This is a genomic window from Agaribacillus sp. DX54, from assembly GCF_056858335.1.
This window is the reverse complement of record NZ_JBXEQE010000025.1, coordinates 19914-38053: the sequence shown is the minus strand read 5'-3', so window position 1 is coordinate 38053 and position 18140 is coordinate 19914. Positions and strand designations below refer to the sequence as shown.

At 45.1% G+C, this 18140-nt stretch carries 7 protein-coding genes; all 7 read left to right on the top strand.

The features are described 5' to 3' along the window. Positions 1–222: 222 nt before the first annotated feature. The 7 genes from AC04NP_RS21965 (at position 223) to AC04NP_RS21935 (ending at position 17729) form a co-directional block, all read left to right on the top strand. Positions 223–1287, top strand: coding sequence for an AAA family ATPase (locus AC04NP_RS21965; protein ID WP_482862100.1), 1065 nt, complete (start codon positions 223–225; stop codon positions 1285–1287). Positions 1288–1293: 6 nt separating this feature from the next. Beyond that, entirely contained in the window at positions 1294–1977 is a 684-nt protein-coding gene (locus AC04NP_RS21960; RefSeq protein ID WP_482862099.1) for a DUF4276 family protein, read from the top strand. Between the two features lie 847 nt (positions 1978–2824). After that, complete coding sequence (locus AC04NP_RS21955) at positions 2825–4579, top strand: hypothetical protein (RefSeq protein ID WP_482862098.1); 1755 nt, start codon at positions 2825–2827, stop codon at positions 4577–4579. Positions 4580–4586: 7 nt separating this feature from the next. Then, on the top strand, positions 4587–10481 hold the full coding sequence (locus AC04NP_RS21950; RefSeq protein WP_482862097.1) for a hypothetical protein: 5895 nt from the start codon (positions 4587–4589) through the stop codon (positions 10479–10481). A 135-nt stretch (positions 10482–10616) separates the two neighbouring features. Next, on the top strand, positions 10617–12593 hold the full coding sequence (locus AC04NP_RS21945; protein ID WP_482862096.1) for a hypothetical protein: 1977 nt from the start codon (positions 10617–10619) through the stop codon (positions 12591–12593). A 10-nt stretch (positions 12594–12603) separates the two neighbouring features. Further along, positions 12604–13686, top strand: coding sequence for a hypothetical protein (locus AC04NP_RS21940; RefSeq protein ID WP_482862095.1), 1083 nt, complete (start codon positions 12604–12606; stop codon positions 13684–13686). Positions 13687–13751: 65 nt separating this feature from the next. Beyond that, positions 13752–17729, top strand: a complete 3978-nt coding sequence (locus AC04NP_RS21935) for a PKD domain-containing protein (protein ID WP_482862094.1) — start codon at positions 13752–13754, stop codon at positions 17727–17729. Positions 17730–18140: the final 411 nt, after the last annotated feature.

Genomic DNA, 18140 nt, shown 5'->3' with positions numbered 1-18140 from the left:
TCAAAAAGCAGGAGAAAACCTCATTAATCTATGAGCCATTGTTGCTCCCTCCCAATCACAAATTATTATTATATTGAAATTTCATAGATCCATTGTTAATCCGGTGTAAATTATTGAAAGACCTATGGCCTGCCAGGGTGTAAAACATTAAAGTTTTCTTCAAGCCGGATCAACAAAGAATATAATCATTAAATTTGGAGAATATTAAATTTAAATAGCAAGATGGACTATATAGAAATATCAGGATATAAGTCTATTAACTCTGAAAGGATTGACTTAAATCCTATCAATATATTAATTGGCGCTAATGGGAGCGGCAAGAGCAATTTTATTTCTTTTTTCGACTTTCTGAACAGACTATACAACAGAAAATTAAACGACTACATTGCTCTTTCCGGCGGTGACAATAAGATCCTGCACAAAGGTCAAAAAACAACTGACCGAATTTCTTTCCGGGTTGAATTTGATAAAGGCAACAATGGATATGCTGCCACCCTGGTATCCGGTAGCAACGGATTTGTATTTACTTCCGAACGATTGATCTACGGAAGTGATGAAGGTAAAGAAATAAGCCGCTCGGACAGAGAATCCAGGTTGAAAATAACCGACAATTTTAGAGCGCCATATGTAATCAGATATTTGAATGGTTTTAGAAAATATCATTTCCACGATACAAGCAGTAAATCCCCGTTTACAAAACTAAGCCATGTAGAAAATGACATTTATTTCTTATACAACAATGGATCGAATTTGCCGGCATTTCTTTATAATATCAGAGAGAATCATAAGATCGTTTACAACAAAATTATTAAAATTATCCAATCCATTGCTCCATATTTTTCCGACTTTTACTTCGAGCCAAATAGTGAAAACTATATTCGTTTACAATGGACAGATAAATACAGCGAGATAGTATTCGGCCCAACCGACCTGTCTGATGGCACCATCCGATTCATTGCATTAACAGTGTTGTTTATGCAGCCAAAACTTCCTGATACCATAATAATCGATGAGCCTGAGCTAGGGTTACACCCAAGTGCGATCGCTAAGCTTGCAGGAATGATAAAATCAGTACCCGCTAAAGACTGTCAGGTTATCATTGCTACCCAATCGACTGACCTAATAAGCCACTTTTCACCTGAAGAGATTATAACTGTTGACCAAATCGACGGTAGTTCCAAGTTTAAGCGATTAAGTGGTGATGAGCTTCATCATTGGTTGGATGATTATACTATAGATGATTTATGGAAACGCAATATAATAACCACGGGACAGCCAAACTTTTAAATATACATGAGTAGAGTTATTATAATTGCCGAGGGAGAAACGGAAAAAGAATTCTGTACAAAGATTTTGAGCCCTTATTTTGCTAACAAAGGCATCTACATACAATCACCTTTAATAAAAAAGTCAATGGGGGGAATTGTCAAATGGCCTGAGCTAAAAAAACAAATTCTGCTACATTTAAAAAATGATCCGAGAGCATTTGTAACCACTTTGATAGATTATTACGGGCTGTACAGTAAACATAATTTTCCAAAATGGGATGAAGCCGCCAGGCAACCGGATAAAAGTAAAAGAATGGAAATGCTGGAAAATGGAATGGCGGGGGAAGTAGAAGATCATTTAAGATATCGGTATATCCCTTATATGCAGCTTCACGAGTTTGAGGGTTTGCTATTTAACGAAATTGATGTTTTTCATCAACAGGTACCTCCGGATGATTTGATAGGTGTTGAAGAATTACAAGCAACATTCCATCAGTACGACAATCCCGAAATGATAAATGATGATAGAGAAACATCGCCATCATCGAGACTGGCCAGGATAATTCGAGGCTATAACAAAATAGTGTATGGAAATATATTGGCCGAAGCAATCGGATTAAATAAAATACGTCAAAAAAGTCCTCGTTTCAATGATTGGTTAAATAAAATAGATCAAACACAAAAAGCTGGCAAAGAACAAATTGTATAAATATCTTTGGAGTCTTATTTTAGTACCTCAGGAGAAAACGATGCCCCATAATCAATATCAACTTCGCCTGGTACATTTAACTCCAATCTTTTTTTTGTCCTGCGGTTTTTGATACTTAACATAGTGTTTGAATCGTAACTGCCGCCGGAGAATGGGTGTGTTTACCGCGGAAAACCCATCTAAAGGATGCATCCCGTCCGGCTTTTTTGCCGTTCGGAACGATGTAAAGGTGATCATTGAAAAATGGCACTCCTAAACATGTGCAACATATGCGTGACCATACAGCATTTTTTTTTAAAACCATGGGAGTAAAGGGAGATTAGCGAAGGAAAAAATCAACGTATAGACTGTTTTTTAGGAGCAGAAGGTGAAAAATTCATTGAAAATTCATCAAAATATGGACTATCGTAAAGCATAGATTTATTTTCAAAAATGTATTATTGACCCTAATTAGCTGGGTTTTGTCCGGGTTTCAGTTGATTGTCCATTGATTTGTCCATTGGGGAAAATAGTTTTTTCACAAAGAACTATTTAAAATTGCATCGCTTTTTGAACTTTACGATCCTATAATTTTTTCGCTAGCTGCATCGAATCCCGGTAAGGTTTAGCTACGCTAATAAAACTACCCTGTAGGTAAATATAGCCGTGAATTCATTATTACCAAAGCTATAAAGTTTAATTCGCCTTGTAAGCTGATTACGAAGTGTTGAAAACCTTTTTAAAAATGTCAATCGATTTTTTCATATAAAAAAATAAAATAAATCCACTATTGCTGAATTGTATAGTAGTTTGTCCCGGTTTGAGGCAATTGAATCCTGGTAAAACTTTTTAAGAAAGCTATTGAATTTTGTTGACAAATAAATTTAAGCCAGCCACCCGAAAACTCATCCTTGTCATCCTATTGATGCCAAGCAGTGCGGTTATTTTCAGTCAAAACGTAGAAACTATCGTAGGGGACTCCAAAGAACAGGTTAAGGACTTTTGGGAAGGTATAAAGAAAGCCAGGCCACTAGAGATCAAAGGATCCGTAAACCTGTCAGGCCAGCATTATACAGTCAATGGTATTGCGCCAAGATTTGAGCCATTCACCTATACATATGGAGGAAATATCGATCTCTTTGTGTATGGTATCCATATCCCTGCGACTTTTTCATTCAGCAATTTAGTAAGCCGCCTGGGCCAGCAATTCAACCGTTTTGGCGCCAGTCCTTATTATCGCTGGATACGGCTGCATGGGGGATATCGCATGATGGATTTTTCCCATTATACATTTTCGGGGATAACATTTCTCGGGGGTGGTGTAGCGCTGACGCCCGGAAAATTTCACTTTTCATCATTTTACGGAAGGCTGAGAAAGGAAGTATCCGGGGATGTAACTTCTGCCGGGGAGGCATTTTTCTTGCCATCTTTCAGGCGGAATGGTTACGGATTTAAAACAGGGTATGACGATGGCGAGAAATATGCCAACCTGATCTTTTTAAAAGTCATGGATGAAGAACACTCCATTGTCATTCCCGAAGACGGATCATTGCTCCCGCAGGACAACCTCGTGATCAGCCTGCAGGCAGGGGGCACTATTTTTAAAAGGTTGATGGTGCGTGGTGAGCTGGCTAACAGCATCCTTAACAGCAATACACAGGCTCCGGAGATCGACCTCGACCACTACAGGTTCTACAACCGCCTGGGCTTTGTATTTCAACCAACCGGTTCCGCTGAAATTAATAATGCTATGAATACTTCCCTAAGCTATTCGCTGGGGAACTACAACATCGGCGCTACCTATGAACGGGTTGATCCCGGCTATCGATCGCTGGGTACTTTTTTCATCAATAATGACCTGGAGCGCTACACCATTGATTTTAGTGGTTCATTGTGGCGGGGAAAGATCAGTTTTTCAGGAAATATCGGCCAGCAAAATAACAACATCGAAGGGAACAACGCAGATAAAATAGAACGTGGAGCCATTTCTGGCAACATCACCTTGAATCCCATTAACTCATTGAATATCACCTCCGGTTATAGCAACTACACCACTTTGCAGGAATTTCTTATCAACCCCGAATTAGACACCTTGGATTTTGTTCAGATAAATAACAGTTACCAGGCTTCGATCGCCTATGGTTACCCCGTGGGTGCATGGCGCCACAACATTTCTTTGAACGGCAATTATCAGACAGATATCACAGAACCGGAGGCGTCAGGTAAGCAGGATGAAAAAAGTTTTATCCAAAACCTTACGGCATCCTATCAATTAAAATATCGACCGGCCAATTTATCGATTGTGCTGGCTTACAATTTTAATGATGCTGACTTCGGGGATATTCGTACCCGTAGAACCGGACCCTCTGTCCGGGTCAGTAAGTTGCTTTTGAAAAAGCGACTTAAAATCCAGGTAAGTCACGCTTTCTTTAATAACCAACAGGAAGGGAGCACGATCAACAGCATTCAAAATGCACAGATAGCGGCAAATTACAGGCCAGACAAAAGACATAGCTTCGGGATCAATTCGACAATGGTGATCAGGAACCACCTCTCCGAGACCATAAGAGGAGACACTTTTACAGAGGTGATTACATCACTGAAGTACAATTTTAGACTTTGACAGACAAATGAAACGATTATTCATAATAAATACGATTTTTTGTTTTGCATGCCTGAATTTATTCTTTGGATCCACACTTTGGGCCCAGCGTGTGAGGTTTCCGGTTGGTGTTACCTTTAACGTACCCCAACCCCACCGGCAAGGTCTGATCGAGTATGTGGCTGTCGAAGAACGGATCAATGCCTCGCTGCAATTCAACGGCAATGCCAGTGAATGGGATGTAAGGTTGCGCTTAACGATTGAAGGCATTTCGAACAACGTCAGGATCCAAACCAATCCTAACGTATTCATAGAACCCATAAGGCTCAATCAGTTTGAGTTAACCAGCCTGAGTATCGCCGACCTGACGCCTTATTTCGATTACTCAAATAATGTTTTCAGTGGCATATCGGCAGAAGATCTGGAAAATAGTGGCGGTGGATTGCCGGCGGGAACTTACCGTTTCTGTTTGGAGGCTTTGGATAATCGTACATTAACCCCTTTAAGTAATGCCTCCTGTGCCAATGTGAACGTTATTGTCAGACAACCCCCGCTGCTCAACCAGCCTGCTTGCGGGAACATCATCAGCTTTTCCCAGCAGCAAAATTTTTCATTTAGCTGGAGCTCGGTTCCAGGCATTAGCCAATACCGTTTGACCATTGCGGAGGTGCTCGAAGGGCGCACCCCCCTCGACGCTTTGGAGATCAACAATCCCAATATGCAGGTCTTTGAGGTTACAGGTAATTTTTTTCAAATTCCTCAGGATGCTTTTTTAAGGTGGAACCAGGGCCAAACGTATGTTTACAGGGTACAGGCAGTGGACCCAATGGAACAAACCAATCTTTTCAATGATGGATTTAGCACGATTTGTACCTTTCAGTACGGGTATAGCACAGGCGGTTCTTTAGCATTATCAGCACCTTCCAACCGGGAAATCATTCCACCCGTATCCTCTACCATATTTGCCTGGGGAAGCCCCGACAACCTCAGTGCGCAACAGCCACTCAGTTATCATATGCGGGTGGTGGAGTTAGATGAAGGTGAGCAACCTGAAGATGCCATAGCCAACAACGCCGCGGTATTCCAGGACAGTACAAGGATTACCCACAGCGGTTCGGGATGGAGTATGCGGTTGCGTGAGTCTTTAGCGCCGGAAAAAAATTATGCCTGGCAGGTAAAAGCGTATACGCATGGCGTGGAGATTGCCGCCAGTAATGTACAGACATTTGAAACATCCCCGCTGATCTCAGAAATACATGCGGGAAAACACATCATTGCCGTCACCACCCTACAGGATGGGGCTACTTTCGCCAACCTTACCGGTGAAGGGACACTGGTGCTGGATGCTGACAGTAACCGGTATGAGGTGGCTTTTGCCAACCTCGGGGTAAAACTTTATTCGGGCAGAATGATCCTGGAAGATGGTACCATTACCTATGAACTTCCCGATGAATTTAAAGATATTCCGCTATCGCCAAAAGAGACAAGAAACGGGGAAGCCACTTTTTATCCGGAAAAAATTCAACTGGATAAATATGCTTTGCAGATCTATGGCCAGGCGCGATGGCAAATACCATTCCTGCTAACCGAGGAGTCCAGGCAGGAGGTGATTACAGCTAAAACATGGGTCAATTATGACGCATTGCGCCTCAACGGAAAAATCCCGCTGAACGCAGGCAACTATTTCCGCCTCCAGGACCCTTACGATTTCAGGATATTGTTGCGGGAAGATGAATCTGATCTACTGATCAGTAACAACACCTTTCAACAGCGGTTTTTCGGGTTCTTCATATTGCCCGAAGCCGTAGATGGCAATAAGGTGGACAGCGTGAGCTTCTCATTCCGGAACTTCGATCAGTTATTTTATAACCGGATCGAAGAGAATGCCAACAACGGCGTTTCACTTTCAGCCAACGCCAATTTTCATCTCATCCCCGGGATCACCGTCATTGACCTTGAAGATAGTCAGTCACCCGGCACAAAGTCTTCCGATCAATTGTGGAAAGGCGCCTATTTTGAGGAGTATGAAATGGTGCTGAAAGATAAATTTGACGATAACCACCTTGTTTTCCCCAACACAATAAACCACAGTGTTGTGCAGGGTCAATCCACCGGCTATGCTGCCGAGGTTTCCACCAATGGGTTACAACTGGAAATGACGCAATCCTATGACTCGTCAAACAGGGTGGCTTTCAATACCTTCGGCGGTCACTTGCGGAAGATAGCATTCTCGATCGTAGATAATTCGATTGAAAAAGGCCTTTTCGAAGCCTCCATTAATGTTCCCTTCGTTCGCGACGAATTGATCGGTTGCGAGATCACATTGACGGACGAAGGGTTTGAAAATAACAAGCTGCAGGAGGACCTGGCTTCCCATGAGATCGCCTTTGGGCAGAAGACCACAGACGATAGGTTCCACGCCTATGCCACGCTTATTGAAACGCCCTATTTTGATGGTTTCAACGCTTTAAAGGCCGACCTGGATTTCAGGTGGGACCATTTCGGTATCGTGCTGAACGATGTTACCGACCTCGGGATATGGGGGAACGGGATGGTTGGTTTTGGCAGTCCCGGGGGCAGATACAAGCTGGATGAATATGTGAAAGCGCGCCTGGATCAATATGAGATCACCTTATTTGACCTAGGCATTGAGCGGTACAAATCCATTTACGCGGTTTCCACCGGATACCAGATATCCTTCGGAGACGATATCACTGGCAGGGATGGTAAACCGGTAGTGTCGGAGCTGATAACAGCTCGTGGGTATGACAGGCCAAAATATCATACAAGGGGATATAATCCGGCTTTTGAGCATGAAGATGACACCGAAAAGCCGACCTTAATTGGTGATAAAACACCTTTTAGCGAAAGGCAAAAAATACTGGAAACCCAAACGTCACACTGGGGTAATTTCACTGAAGGGAACGATAGCTTCTATAATCATCACAACGCCGGAGAAGGTGCCATGAAAAACTTCACGGTCGAACCTTATTCATCCTTTTATTTTAAGATGAACCTGTTAGTAATTATTGCAGAATTCAGTGGCTTCAGGGTGAAAGGTGACCCTGAATGGGGCGATTGTACAACAGGATTCGGGAGTGCCATGATCCGCTTCCCCTTTGAATACAGCGCCAGTGCAAAAATTACCCTCGGCAGAACCACAGGCAACGACCCTTTCAACTACTGGATGTTTGATGTTTCTTATGGAATGGGAGAATTTTCAAATGTGACCAATCCTCTGGATGCCATGGTTTATGATAAAATAAATAAAAACAACAAAGAAAACCCATCAGATAAGTTTGGATATGGCATCGAGGACAGGGAAGATGTTGCAGAAGATTTAAAAAATGAAAAAGAAGAAGAAGTAGACGGACTGTTGGAAGACAGGGACAGAGATGTAGGGATGGCAGACTTAAGGGAAAAGGAAGATGAAATGTCAAAAGCAGAAGAAGAGCTGGCTTTGCTGAAGGACAAGTCAACCGAACGGAAATACCAGGAAGCCAAGGAGGCCTATGAAAATGCGCGCCGGGAATTAGAGGAGAAAATAAGCGCAACAGAAGCCCCGCACGAAGACCTCAGGAAGGAAATTGATGACCTGGAAAAGGAGCGGGATGCCAAGAAACAAGCGGCTGAAGACGCCCATAAAAAGAAGGTTGAACAAGATAAGCTAATTGCGAAAAACCCGGTTTATAAAAAACTGCAGCAAGACATAAAAAGACTTCAAAAAGAAGGGAAAGAAAACACCAGGGAATTTGAGGACCTGGTCAAAGAAAATAATGCAATTGTGGAGGGGCTGAGAGATAGCAAGACCATGAATGACTACAATGACACCAAAGCAGCTTATGAAGACTTCGAAACTAGAAAAGGCCCCATACTGGCCGATAAAAAAGAAAAGTTAAAAAAGGACATCAAAAGAAGCCGTGCCCCACACAAACGGGAAATCGACAATTTAAAAAAGAACAGGGCAAAAAAGAGACAGGATTATAATGCTGCTGTTAACAAGCGAAATCTCAGAAGGCAATTAAAAAAGAATACCACGATTGATGCCCTGGAAGAAAGAATCGCAAAGCTTAAAGATGACATAAAAACAGAGAAGAACCGTTTATCGCCGGGAGATCTGGGGGATCTGAAAAAGCTGAAATCAAAGGAAGCCGGACTTGAAAAAAAACAAAAGGAGTACAACGATTTCCTGGAAACCAACAAACGTTTTGTGGCAAAAGAAATGGAATTAGAGCGGGAGATTAAGCGGATAAAAGCAGCTATAGAAAGAGTAGAGGCCAATATAGAAAGTAACGAAAGAGAGTGGGAAAGAATTAAGGATGACAAGAAAATTGAGGGGAAGGATATCACGAGGATCACTGAAAAAGGATACGATTTGCTGGTAGAGCAAAACGCGTTAACCCAAAAAATGAAAGAGGCGAATGGCTTGCTGGATGAGCACAGGAAGAAGAACCAAGCCACCTCTAATGAACGTGATAGACTAAGAAACGAAACTGAAGGCGCCAGGGAAGAAATAGCTAAGATTACAACAAGAAGGACTGAGGAATGGCGCAGTAGAAAGCCATTAAAAAGCGCTCATCTTGAAGAAAAAAAGAAGGAATTGTCCCGGATAACAACTTTTCTGGATGACAGGAATACCTCAAGATACGGTAGTGACGGTGAGAAGCTGACTAGCACAAAAAATTTAATTAAAAGAATGGCAGGTGGCCCCAAAAATGCACTTGCCGACCAACTAAGCGGCAGAAAAGATAACTTCCAGAAAAGACCTAATTCGTCATTATTTCCAAATAGGGTCGTTCGCAAGCCACTAAAAGGGGTACGAAAAGCGCTTGTAGACGGGATCAAAATGGGGCCTATCACCATGACCGGTGCAATGATCCGGGTATTCAGCCACATGAACTATGGCATGGATGATGATTTACAACAACTGATCAATAATTACAACGGAGAAGGCGAAACGGGCGAAAACAATGATCCTGCGGCTTTGACCGACCTGCTCCAGCAAAGTACACTGAAGAAAGTCATGGATGGTAGCTCTTTGGGCACATCGGCTGATAACACCGTTACATTCCGGCCCGACCGGAATGTGCTTGGAGGGATCACTATTGCCACTTCGATCATCGACAGCCCGACTTTTGGCGCCGCATTCAGCGGTACAGCTACCCTTGATGTAGGGATAGGTCAGTCCGGTTTTTTAAGGCTGGATGCCAGTATGGACGTTTTCAATATGAGCGCTTTGATGGATATAGTAGACTATTCCATCTTCCAGGCACGGGCCACTGCATTTTTTGCATGGGATAAGCAAGGGCTGAAAACGGGCGCATTAACCGCCGATTTTACTACGGGATCTAACCTTTTATGCGGCGAAGGGGACCTGGCATTTCTCTACTACCGGGAACCTCAGGGTAATAGCGGAACTGACTTTCATAATGTCATCCTGGAAGTAGGCAAACCCGATAAAAGGGTATACCTGCTGCCCGCGTGTTTTGGTATGAGGATGTCAACGTACTTTAAATATGCAAGGGTACGCACGGGAAGTGAAATTGAGTTACACCTCGCCAAGGGCATGGGAGCGGAATTCAAAACCCCGATGATCAATTTATTTGTCGCGCGTGTAAGAGGCAGGGCGAAAGCATTTATTGACCTGGGGATCATCGTTGGCGCGGAGATCAACCCTAATTTCCGGGTTACCAAAGTAGGAGGTTTCCTGGAAGGCCAGATCGGTGCATACATAGACTACGAGGTGCCAATGCTTAGACAATATGGCACACTTACTATAGCGGAATTCTATGCTCTGGCCAGGATCATGGGAACCTGGCCAAAGGATAAACCTATGGAAATAGAAGCCGACGTACTGGTTCGGTTTAATGTTGTGGGAATGAGCCATGAGGTCAAGCTGAATTATAATAAGCGATTAGGATAGTGGAAGAAATAGAAAGTGAAAAATTAAAATTAAAATGAGAATTAAAATGAAAATTCGGGCTAGGATTTTTCATCAAAGGGGGATGAATTTTTAATCAAAGATCTCATGAGGCCGATGAAAATAAATTTAAAACGGATGAAAAGAAGTCATTGGATAATGGCGGTCCTGCTGGGGATAGCTTATTGCGGATTGGCACAAAATAGCCAGCAGTTATTGATAAAGTCTGCAAAGCACCCGGCGAAGGATCAATTGGTGACGCAATTAAAATGGCTCACCAATGACTTGGACCTTGCGAAAGAATACCACGTTTTTCGGAGGCCATCGGGTAAAAAGAAATGGGTACTGCTGACGTCAGCCCCTGTAAAATACAAAAGCGTTCCGCTCGCTCCTTCCCTGGCAGATGACGGAAAGGTCCAGGATTATCTGAGCTTACTGGAAGGTGTGGACGGTCCGATACCCAACATTGTACAGTTCGGCCTGATCGTAAAAGTGCTGGAAGCGAATGCGTTCGCCAGGTACCTGGGCATTGCCTTTAATGACAGCACCGCGGCCGCAGGCGCCACGTATGACTACAAGATCACGGAAATAGTGACTAAAAAATCAGGCAAAAGAAAAGATGTGGACCTGTTGGAGGTCCGGGATTACACTTCCAGGGTGCCACCACTGCCGGAACCGCCCCGCTCCATCGTATTTGAACCATTGGACAATAAAGTGGAATTCTACTGGATGCCGGAGCCCGACAGGTACTTCGGGGTCAACCTGTTCCGGGCTGTTAAAGGTGAAAATGCCCTTAAAGTTAACCAGGATGTCATTATACCAGTGGAGTCGATGAACGAAGAAGGTTTTTACGATTATCCCGACGTAATGTATGCTGATTCTTCTTTGACGTTGGGTGTCACTTATGTCTATCATTTAGTAGGTATTGACTTTTTCGGCACGGAATCGGCAAGGAGCCAGACATTTGAAGTGACCTTAACAGATAAAAAACCGCCACAGGCACCAAAAATAGAAAGGCTGGCACCTCACTCAGATGGAAGGGTGGAAATTTCCTGGACGACCGGTAATGAGCCCGATCTCAAAGGTTTCACAATTTACCGGTTTAAAGGCGTTGAAGATACGGTGCGAAAACAATTGACACCTGCACCTGTTATTATTCCCTCCTTCGAAGACCGGCTGACCCGGTCAGGGATCTACAGGTACCAGGTGGTAGCAGAAGACCAGGCAGGCAACAAAAGTGAATCCGGTATCCGGATGGTACAACTGAAAGATAAAATTCCTCCTGTGGCGGCTTCCAATTTTACCGTAACGCTGGATTCAGTCTTTGCAGCCATGAGCTGGGACGCTTCCCCCTCGAAAGATGTTTGGGGATATCGCGTTTATCGCTCTGCTTTCGGTGTTGATGAAGATCACTTTTCCCTTATCACCGATGGCATTATCACAGGCGGCACCTATGCAGATACGTTACCCGTCCATGTAAAAAGTGAATTTACCTATAAAGTAGTGGCATTAGATACCTCCATGAATGCAAGCCAGGGGGCTTACGCCACGCTGGCCTTACAAGACTATCAGGCGCCGGGCACACCGACTGTTACCGGCATCAAAAAAGAAGCGGGCAGTGATATGCTCTCCTGGAAAGAACGTCGGGAAAAAGATCTCAGCCATTATACGTTGTACTTCAACGGTAAGGAATCAGAAGACTGGCAGGTGGCAGGCACCAGCACAAGCAACCGTTTTCGCATAAAAGAAACAACTGGGTCTGGAAGGTGGCGCATAACAGCCAGTGACATAAACGGCAACGAGTCGCCCCCTTCCCGGGAGATAATTTACAAAAAGGACATACCTGTCGTTGAACCGGCTTATAAAAAGTTTGAACTCGCAGCCGGCGAGCAGGGTATAAAGTTACAATGGTCCACCACCAACGACCCTGCATTAAGGGGCCATGCTGTCTACAGGAAATCGTCGGAGGGGGCTTATCAAAGAATTTCAAACATTATTTCAGGGAACAGCTTTACAGACCGTCCAAAGACCGGCGACAGCTATTCCTACCAGCTCAGGGGCTATACGCTATCGGGAAAAACGATCAAATCAATCGAAAATAATATCACATTTTAAAGTGGAAGTCATGAAAAAAATCATTCTATTTATATTTATCTTATCTTCCTGGCAGGTGCATGGCCAGGTATTCATCGGCTCTACGCCCGGTACGCCGGAAGATTGGGCCTCACTTCAGTTGGAAAGAAGCTCCGTACTTCGCGGTTTCGTTCCATCGGGGGGTGATGAGGCCTGGATCCTGAGTCTCAGGGATTCGCACAATCTCACCAATATAACCTCGCCTAACCTGGGCGGATTGCTATTGTACAACACAGGCGCATCTTACTTTAATTTTTGGGACCAAAATGCCCGCAGGTACCGCATTTTGAATCCATGGATCACAAGTTGGCTCGACCAGTCTGGCGTGGCCACAGGAGAAGTTACCTATTTCCACCAAACCAATGATCCGAAAGTGGGGATAGGAACCACTTCTCCTGAAAACACCCTGGAAATTGCCGGAAGGGTGGTGATAGGCCAGAATCATAGCGTCAACAATATCATCGCGCCTGACAACGGGTTGAGGGTTGAAGGAGAGATACAGGGCATCGGTATGACACCTCCGGGCGGAGTGATCATGTTTCACGGCGAGACTTCGGGTAATTTTGATGGAAGTGGCATAGGGGTCGCCGGCACAGCTTATGAAGGATGGGCAATATGCAACGGCCAAAACGGCACGCCGGATCTTCGTGGCAGGTTCATTGTAGGGGTTGGCAGGAATGGAGACCCCGCTTACACAGGTAACACCACCTATCAAATGGGTGATGCAGGCGGGGAAGAAGCGCATACACTGACCCGGGAAGAAATGCCGGCTCATAATCATAATCGTTCCCCCTATGGAGGTGATGACCCTCGTTCCGTTGGATGGACGGCCCCACGCAGTCATGGTCACAGCTTGACGCATACTGGCGTAGTCTATGGTACAAATGGGAACAGGGAAGGCGTTTTGATCTCAAATAACAGAAATGAGCAAGTTGCGGCCGCTCAAAACCTTGCTCCTCTTAATGCGAGCCGTACGGAGTTGTCTTACGCTATTTCCTCCAACGGAGGCGACCAGCCCCATGAAAACAGGCCACCCTATTACGCGTTGGCTTATATCATGCGGTTGACTCAATAACCATACTTTAAACGAACAATTATTTCCTGGATTTACTGAACACACAAGGATCTAAACACATAGCAATGAAAAAAAATGTACTGAATATACTATTAACACTGTGCTTTTGTCATGCTATGGCCCAGGAATCGGGCTATGTGGTGATAGGAGACGCCAACGGCCGGGGAGCCATTGGCGTGAAGGAAGGGTACTTCAGTATTCAGGGCAATCTTGAAGTACAACAGGGGATATTGGATGGGGAGGGAATTATCGAACTCCGGGAAGACCTGGTGAACCGTTCATCAGGGGATATTACCGATGGTGGCTTTGTAAGCCTTGCACTGATCGGTCCCAACCCTCAAACCATCAGACCGGCCGGTAATCCCATCCGGTTTAGAAAGTTAATCGTCCGGAATGCCATGGATTCAGTGTATGTCAAAGGCGGCAAGCTTCATATCTTCGACTCCCTGGTGCTGGAAGACGGCCATCTGCTGTTAGACGCCGGCAGGCTGGTCATCGACTCCGAAATGATCCCAACCGGGAACATCACCGGCAAAATCATTGATGAACGGGAAGGAAACCGGATCATCCCCTTACAAGGTGATAGCATTCTCTTTATCCATTCACTGACAAACAGTGAGCTTAATAACCTGGATCCCGGTAACCTCGGGATAACGCTGACGGCAGACACCCCCCTGAATTCCGTGCTGCGCTTGCACGAGCCTTTCGCTCTTGACAATTCCAGTGTTTCCAGGTCTTATCAGCTGCACCACAACGCTTCATCATCAGGCGCTTATGAAGTGGCCGTCCGTTATGTAGACAAGGTAGAATCCAGTTTTTATCCCAAAAGATCCATGGCTTTCGAAGGCAATGAAGGGCAACATGTCCAACTCCCTGTAGCGGCTTCCAGTATGCTGGCAGAAAGCTACACAATTGAAGTGCGATTAAAAGCGACAGAGCTTAAAGGCCAACGATCCTTTCTAATACTGAAAAACCAGGTATTTCAAATAGGCATATCGAAAGATAAGCATACCCCGGAGCTTGTACATACCGATGAAAATGAACAGCACTTTTTAGAAGCTGCTTCCATCGATTTGCAGGATGGTTTTTCCCATCTGTTAACAGCCCGTTACGATGCCGGGCTGCAGACGTTGTCATTTTTTGCAGACGGAGCATTGGTGCAGCAAAAAACCGAAGTTTTACCGGCTAAAAACCAGCCTGATGAACCGTTCCTCCTTGGAAGGGGGTTTCACGGGAGCATGTCTGAGGTGCGATTCTGGAAAAGGGCGCTGCCTGATCATGCCATCCGCACCAATGCCGAAGCATTTTTGCAGGGTGACGAACCGGGTCTGTATGCCTATTATAATTTTGAAGGAAATGAGAACGTCCTGGAAGACAGGGCGTCTGGCCTGGACGGCACGATTTTGGGTGACCTTCAAAATAATTGGGTCACAGATACGATTGCCGTTCCTAATTCCATGCTTACCGCATGGCAAAAAAATCAAGGCAGCGATACCTTTATAAATCGCCATGGCGGGTATCGAACCGGAAGAGAAGATCCCCGCATCGCCACCTCCGGCGATGGGGATGTTATCGGCACCTGGACGGCCAGCTTTTGTACACCTCCGGTGATTACCCTGCCTGATTATTCCATTTGCCAGGGGGCAACAATCTTGCTGGAAGTGGCTGAAACAAATTACCGGCAATATGAATGGTATATCGGTGATGAAATGGTAAAATCGGGGACCGAGCCCTTCTATCGATTCGCTCCGGAAAGCGACTCGACCGTGGTCAGCGTCAAGGTCCGGGATGAATTCAACTGCGACAATGAAGCGTTCAGCGAGATCACATTTTTTGCCGAGCCTGATTTGAAACTGTTTCAGATCATTGGAAGCGATACCCTGGCACTTGCCAACAGGGAAACCAGCTATTGCCCGGGAGCGGCAAGCTCACTATACGGAGGCGCCTGGGCTTCTTACGCTTGGTCGTACAGCTCATTTGATTTCATACCCGAGACAGAAGACCTGGGTGTAAGCGCTGAAGTTTCGGCAGATAAGGCTGGGTTCTATATCCTTACAGTGACTAATGCCGAGGGGTGTGAACGGACAGACACGGTCTCCGTTTTCGAACACAGCAGGCCACTATTCGAACTGGAAGATGTCAGGATCTGTGAAGGTGACAGTGTTTTATTAAGTACGGGGCTGAGTGATGAAAACTTTGATTTTTTATGGACACTGGAGGAACAGACGGTGGCCACCACATCGTCTTTCTATGCGTTTGCCGCCGGAGAATACCAACTGACCGTAACCAATGCCTCCGGTTGTATCAACACGGATAGAATGGTCATTTCGTTTTTTGAACCCCCGAGGCTGGAATTGGTGAGTGAACCGGTTACCTTTTGCTCAGGCGACGAAGCAACCCTGGAGGTAGCCAATCCTATACCGGGCTATACCTATGCGTGGTACGACGGCTCCGGCCACTTCCTGCAAAATGGCAACCTCCTGATCGTGGATGAGGAAGGTACTTACGCAGTATCGGCCGAGTCTCCGTTTAATGCCGGTGGCTGTGCAACTACCCGGCAGGTAAAAGTATCTGAAGTGTCAAGGCCGGTGCTTGATGTACCGGATACAGTCGCTTTTTGTGGTGAAACCACGCTTTCCGTAGCAGAAGGTTTTGCTCAATATACCTGGGTAAACAGCCGTAATCTTTTTGTTGCCAGTACAACCCATGCATTGACTACCGAAATTCACGGCCTGTTCGAGCTTAAGGTTTTTAATGCCCCCGGCTGTAGCAGTGCCCATACCATCCGGTTCATTCCCGATGAGACGATTGGCTGTGCCTACAACGATACAGTGTCCGTTTGTCCACCTCCCGCGAATTTCCCTGTACGGGAAGACTACATAAAATGTCCCGGAGAAATATATTCTTTAACGGTCGGATCTGCTTATCAGCCTGTGGCGTGGTTCGATAGCGATTACAACCTCATGGGTCAGGGCAACCACCAGGAGTTTATTGAGCCCGGCAGATATACGGTTTCGGCGGGTACAGACGCATGTACGGTAATCCGTACCTTTGAAATTAATTCATACGACCCGCCGGTTTCCAATCTGAGCCCCTTTATCTCAACCTGTGACAAAGCGCTGGTACTGGGCGGTGACCTGCGGGCCCTGAACCCAAATGCCATCATCACATGGGGAGCGGAAAATGCCGGCGATGTACTTACCGCAGATACCTCGGGAATCTATTCCGTACAAATCGAAACACCGGAGGGATGTGTACAGACATTTGATACGGAAGTCGTATTCAGGGGAACCGATTTAACAGATTTACCGGAAAGCATCACCATCGATTGTGAAGGGATCACATTGGATGCCGGCGACCAGGGGATTTCCTACACATGGTCTGATGGAAGTACAGATCAAAGCTTATTTGTGGATAGCTCCGGGGTTTATACCGTGGAGGTCATCTCAGAATTTGGCTGTGTTGATTTACAGGAGGTACATGTACAGTTAAACCCTCCTGCTGATTCTGTTTTTTTCCTGGCAGTTACCGAAGCATTTGTTGGTGACACCATCCATTTTGTCGGCTTACCGACCAGTGAGCCAAATTGGTACCGCTGGAATTTTGGCGACGGTAATAGCAGCGACGAAAAATTTCCGGTACACATTTACACCGATACCGGTACTTATCAGGTGGCGTTAACCGGTCAATTTCCGAACGGATGTGTAGCAGGACACACCTCTCCCATTAATATCCTGCCTATGTCGGATGGCGCTATCCAATCACCGATAGGACGCGTCATAGCCAATAATATTTTAAGTTTTATGATAAAACCTAACCCTACCAGGGGCAAGTTCCAGGCCCTGATCGAGCTGAAAAAGGCTGAATCCATTTTGTTGGAATTGATCTCCGGAACTGACTACCAGGTATTGGATCAACGTCAACCGGAACCTGATACGAGCTTTTCGGAATTTTTTGACTTAAGCCTCCAGGCTTCCGGGACTTATATATTGAGATTAGTGACAAGAGACAAAACAAGCGTCTTGAAAATCATAAAGGTTTAATTGGCAATGAACAGACCGCCCCTCATACTTCGATTAATACATATTTCATGCCTTACACCTACACATATAGCTTGTCGACATCAACCCCTTGGTCTGGTGTGTCGTTTCTATCTCTTTGAAGGTATCCTCAAATCATCGATAGACCTGGCTGGAAAGACTCTTGTTTCAGTAAAAATTTGACGTCTGAATCTGATGGAATATATCTTTTAGCTATCTATGATCAACATGGAAATTTATTACGCAGAACGAGGTTTATTAAAAACTAAATGATCTAACACTTTGTAAAAGATCACCACCACACAAACCAAAGCCACGATTCGGGAGGGCTACCATCAAACTATGTACCAGATTAGCAAGCTATTTTTCAAATGAGTCGGTACAAAGGCTAATCAGCTCTTTTGAAAACAAAGG

What these genes read in the sequence shown, in the direction of transcription:
- AC04NP_RS21940 (WP_482862095.1), top strand. Translation starts at nt 12,604, where the DNA reads ATGAAAAAAATCATTCTATTTATATTTATCTTATCTTCCTGGCAGGTG.
- AC04NP_RS21950 (WP_482862097.1), top strand. Translation starts at nt 4,587, where the DNA reads ATGAAACGATTATTCATAATAAATACGATTTTTTGTTTTGCATGCCTG.
- AC04NP_RS21965 (WP_482862100.1), top strand. Translation starts at nt 223, where the DNA reads ATGGACTATATAGAAATATCAGGATATAAGTCTATTAACTCTGAAAGG.
- AC04NP_RS21935 (WP_482862094.1), top strand. Translation starts at nt 13,752, where the DNA reads ATGAAAAAAAATGTACTGAATATACTATTAACACTGTGCTTTTGTCAT.
- AC04NP_RS21945 (WP_482862096.1), top strand. Translation starts at nt 10,617, where the DNA reads ATGAAAAGAAGTCATTGGATAATGGCGGTCCTGCTGGGGATAGCTTAT.
- AC04NP_RS21960 (WP_482862099.1), top strand. Translation starts at nt 1,294, where the DNA reads ATGAGTAGAGTTATTATAATTGCCGAGGGAGAAACGGAAAAAGAATTC.